This is a genomic window from Bacillus sanguinis, from assembly GCF_018332475.1.
Lineage (GTDB): Bacteria > Bacillota > Bacilli > Bacillales > Bacillaceae_G > Bacillus_A > Bacillus_A sanguinis.
The window spans coordinates 1-4216 of record NZ_BOQB01000390.1 but is presented as its reverse complement, the minus strand read 5'-3'; the positions used below and the strand labels follow the sequence as shown (position 1 = coordinate 4216).

Here is a 4216-nt window from a genome sequence, read left to right as displayed (position 1 = left end):
ATGCATATTTGATAAATCGACTTTTCCTTTTTCTATCACTGTCTTTATTTTTTGTGTAAAACCCTTCTTCCTCTGAAGTATAAGTACAAAAATAGATTGGATACCATGTAGGCACCAACCTATTTTAATGAAAGAAACTGTGTCAATTCTGAGTTCACAACACGTTGTGCAGTAATGATAACATTTTTATATTGGGACTGAACTACTACTATTTACTTTGCATTGAATCTATATACTTTTTAACTACTTCATATACATATTCTTGATTTGCCGCCGCTGTATTTGGATTATATTTTCCGCCGTTTGTTTTATTGTTAGATAACACTCGAATTCCTAAAAATGGTACGTCATACGCTTTTGCGATTTGCGCTGCTGCAGCACCTTCCATTTCTTCTACAGATGTACCGTATTTTGTATGGAACCACTTAATTCTATCCACTTCATTATTCCAAAGATCTGCTGAACCTATAATTCCTTCAACCACTTTACCTTTTGTATATTTATCTTTTACCGCATTAGCTGCTGCAAGTAAATCCTTATCTCCCTCGTAGTATCGGATTTTCTCAGCATTTGGATCTTCTCCTGCACTTCCTTCAGAAGCCATTAAGTCCATAGAAATCCATTTTGTCGGTTCAATCCCTTGATTCTCATCCATATTTGTTGTTTTTAATGAACCTATATTGGCAACTTGTTTTCCTAACACAATATCAAATACATTTAAATTTGGATCATGTCCACCTGATGTTCCTTGGTTAATAATTGCTATAGGCTTATATTTTTCAATAGCCACCGCTGTAGCAGCTGCTGTATTTTCCATTCCTTTACCTGTTTTCACAACGATTACAGGATAATTGTCGACAGTTCCTTTATAAAATACGAAAGTTCCAGACTTTTCTTCTTTCACATTTTTTAGCCTTTTCGCAAACTTTTCTGCTTCTATCGGCATTGGCCCTTGAATTAGGATTGGTTTTTGATTGCTTTTTGCCTCAACTTGTTTCGGACTCGCATTACATCCCGCAAGTATCGAGAATGACAAGGCAACAGTAGTTACTAGGGCAGCACATTTTTTCAACGTATTCTTCTTCATAAATAATCTCCTCTTTCTCTTGTTGTTTTCTATACTCGATACTTTTGGTCCAAACAAAAAAGTTCTAGAAATTGTAGAAGAATCTCTACTTTCTAGAACTACGATAGTCAAAGTTAATTAAGCATAAGGTTAAACAAATGCAAAATTATAGATCGATAGCGCTCATGAAACAGCACGGCCGAACACTTTAACCCGTAGTCCAGTTCTTTCATTGGGAACTAGGTAGAAACGCTCGGACCATATTACCGAGTATATACGAGTGATGATGTGTAAAATTATTATATTGGTAATATATCAAACTTTTAGTACGCACGCAACCTAAATATGAACATTTTTATTAAAAGTGTTTTTAATGTTCGTTTTTAATTAGTTAATCGATCGTATTCCCCATTTTTAAATATAAAAAACCGTAAAAAACTTATAATCTAAATACTAAACTACATCCACCTACAACAACCGAGCTTTTACAAACAATTAAGCTTTCTTGCTTCCGCCTTATATCGAGCTGGAAGTCTTTTTCCCCTCGTATTACGAGATAAAATGCGCCTCTATCCACTTCACAATTATTTCTTCCAGCGAGCTGAATCTTTTACGCGCCTTGCTAATACTCGTTATGCTTTTGCTAATCTGTCTAACTTCTGACGATAAAAGCGAGGATAATTGGATTTCTCACCTTCGCTACTCACGTACAATTCAGCCATTGCAAAGTCTAACCCAACAACTGTTTCTACTTCTTTTCATTCAGCCAGCATTTTATTATAAACAAAGCGTACACATCCGAACGTTTTACGTATGAGATGTGCTTGTTCTTCTGTTGGATACAAACGGAATTTGTACGCCTTATTATGCTTTATTTTTATGCTGACTTTTTTCATGAAATAAAACTCAGTTATCAGTCTAAACCATTTTTTAGATTTAACAATAACATATGTGCATTTGTAAAATTCCAATTAAGTTTGTTAAAAATGAAAAATTCTGTAGTTAGTCTTTTATTAAATTTTATTTCAACCCAACAGCATTTTTATCCTTCAAATAGTCTCTTTCATTCTAATTTCTGCATTTCTTTCAGCCGTTCTATATCCTTTTCTGAAGCCTTTTCTATTTTATACAATTCATAGCTACCCTTTATCTCATTTATCACTACAAATTCGATTTCATTCCGAACATAGCTTTTCGTTTTTCCTTTTTTATAACCAATAACATTATCTAATATAGTTTCCCCACTATCTTTTTTATATAAATTATAGCTAACAGGTGGACGACCAATTACATACTTATTATTAGAAAATCCAACTATATCATCCCTTCCTAATCCTGTCGAAACACTCCAGACAAACATAATCTGAAATATAGAATAAACAATAATACCGCATATGAAAAAAAATAGGATTGATTTTAAAAATAATTTTACAAGTAGCCTTCCCAAAAACATTCCCTCCCATTTCACCTTGGGATAGCAAGAACAATACGTGAATTTTGTATGCTAAGGCACCGAAGTTTTTATATTGTTGAACCAAGAATCGAAATATATTTTACTATGATAATTCCTCCAAAGTTGTAGAATCCTTTTTGCAAACCTAAATATAATTAGACAAAAAAGATAAAATTCCTTCTTTTATTAAATTAATTGGCATATGATGATCTCTCTGCCCATCACCCTCCAATTTTGAGGTATCCCCAAAATTGAAGCGGGTACTGCATTTCCTTATTTTGCAGTAATTGGCATACTTACTACTTCTAATCTATCATGGATAGAATGGTCTTCTATTTTAGCGGGATACAACTTTATTATGGTATTGCCCTCTCTCGTACTGTTTCTCTTCTATCTCCTATTTGGTCGGTGGATGCAAAAACCTCTCGAGAAGCTTCGAATGAAAATTGCTAATAGTACAGGATCAGCTCTATCATGGATTATGTGTATAGTTGGCTTCCTCCTAATATTAAATAGCCTGGACTATTTATAGGATGTTTTACCAAAGTCTTAAATAAGACCTTATTAGCTCAAAAATGATGTTAAACTAATGAGAGAATCTACAATATGGAAGGGATTATTATGCGAAAAATTACTAATGTAGAAGAACTTGTATCTCCAAGCTCAGCACACATCAATCCCTCTTTTCCAGGCAGTTACTCTCCCTTCCATACTCATCATATTCATCTAATTTTGATGCAGGATAAAATGCGTATTCATCCAATTCGTAATTATTTCTTCCAGCTCTGGATGAAGTGCCTTTCCCGCCCCTTCTTCGTAATTCTTTTTAAACTCTAAAGCTTTAAAATCCCCCTCAAAACTTTTCAAACTATGATCCATATTTTTTATTACATGTACTTCAGAATCCCCCTTCACATAATCACCGATTCGCTTCGCTCTTTCAGGATCAGCCTGAATATCTTTATCACCAGCAATAGCTAATACTGGACATGTTACTTTTTGTAAATCTTTATAAATATCATGCTGAAAATGCTCTCTAAACCATTTTGCATTCATCGGTTTAAAACCAACTTTAATCGTATCTTTTTCTGTGTTCATCATTTTCTCTTTTATTTTTTCCATCTGCTTTTCTCCACGTTTCTCCACATTGAGAAGACGCATTAGTTTTCCCTTTATTCCCTTTTGCTCTTTTAATTCTTTATAAGCAATCTCTCTTTGTCTTTTCGTAGCTTCTTCTAATGATTCCGCAGCTCCTGTAAGAAGGATGAGCCCATTAACTGGTGTTCTTGCATTTACTACTGTTGCCAACATGCACCCCTCACTATGACCAGCCAAAATGATATTTTCCGGATCAACAAATGGTTGTTCTTTTAAATACGTAATCGTAGACTCTATATCACTAACTAAATCCCACATTCCAGTCTTCAGAAATTCTCCGTCACTCTTTCCTACTCCGCGCTTATCAAAGCGGAGCGTCACTACCCCAAGTCTCGCCATTACATGAGCTAAATCTTTATATATGTTCGCCTCAAGCTTTAGCGGTACGATCGTTCCATCACGGTCAATTTCTCCAGATCCCGCGATAATGACAACAGCCGCATACTTCCCTTCAGCTTTGGGCCTTGTAATCGTACCTTGTAAAGTAAACTCACTCTTTATCGCTACTTCATATTCATCAAAAGTCATCATTTTGTCCC

General features: G+C 34.7%; 2 protein-coding genes, 3 pseudogenes and 1 riboswitch. Of the genes and pseudogenes, 1 reads left to right on the top strand and 4 read right to left on the bottom strand.

Annotation, left to right across the window (positions count from 1 at the left end):
- Positions 1-208 precede the first annotated feature (208 nt).
- The 3 genes and pseudogenes from KI369_RS26615 to KI369_RS26605 form a co-directional block, all read right to left on the bottom strand.
- Entirely contained in the window at positions 209-1087 is an 879-nt protein-coding gene (locus KI369_RS26615) for a 5'-methylthioadenosine/S-adenosylhomocysteine nucleosidase (protein WP_212958502.1), read from the bottom strand.
- Between the two features lie 175 nt (positions 1088-1262).
- A riboswitch (purine riboswitch) is annotated at positions 1263-1366 on the bottom strand.
- 335 nt (positions 1367-1701) lie between these two features.
- Positions 1702-1962: pseudogene (locus KI369_RS26610) on the bottom strand (helix-turn-helix domain-containing protein); the annotation flags it as partial.
- A 167-nt stretch (positions 1963-2129) separates the two neighbouring features.
- Positions 2130-2513: a hypothetical protein gene (locus tag KI369_RS26605; protein WP_000533120.1), complete on the bottom strand. Its 384-nt coding sequence runs from the start codon at positions 2511-2513 to the stop codon at positions 2130-2132.
- A 256-nt stretch (positions 2514-2769) separates the two neighbouring features.
- Here KI369_RS26605 and KI369_RS26600 point away from each other — a divergent pair.
- A pseudogene (locus KI369_RS26600) lies at positions 2770-3051 on the top strand (GAP family protein); the annotation flags it as partial.
- Positions 3052-3192: 141 nt separating this feature from the next.
- Here KI369_RS26600 and KI369_RS26595 read toward each other — a convergent pair.
- A pseudogene (locus KI369_RS26595) lies at positions 3193-4208 on the bottom strand (alpha/beta hydrolase family protein).
- Between the last annotated feature and the right edge of the window lie 8 nt (positions 4209-4216).